The following is a 334-nucleotide window of genomic DNA, read 5'->3' on the forward strand; positions in this document are numbered from 1 at the left end:
GAAGTTGCATGACTGGGGGATTAGCTCAGCTGGGAGAGCACCTGCTTTGCAAGCAGGGGGTCGTCGGTTCGATCCCGTCATCCTCCACCAATCCTCAATGCCGGTTTTACTGCGGCGAACCTTGAAAGGGGTTTGCGGTGTAGTGAAACAGGCATTGGCGATTGAGCCAGTCAGAGTGATATGAAGCAGAGCTTTATATCGGCTGTCGTTCTTTAACAATCAGGAAGAAGTAGTAAAGAGATTCACGAAAGGATACTTAGAGATGGGTGTCCGAGTAGGTGAATCAGGGTTGTGATTGTATCAATGTATTTTAAAGGTGATCGAAAGATTGCTT

1 tRNA gene is annotated in these 334 nt (G+C 47.3%); it reads left to right on the top strand.

The features are described 5' to 3' along the window. The first annotated feature begins 14 nt into the window (after nucleotides 1-14). Nucleotides 15-90: transfer RNA gene (locus PQR42_RS45695), tRNA-Ala, on the top strand. Nucleotides 91-334 lie beyond the last annotated feature (244 nt).

Source organism: Paraburkholderia sediminicola, assembly GCF_046027355.1.
In the GTDB taxonomy this organism is placed as follows: domain Bacteria; phylum Pseudomonadota; class Gammaproteobacteria; order Burkholderiales; family Burkholderiaceae; genus Paraburkholderia; species Paraburkholderia sediminicola_B.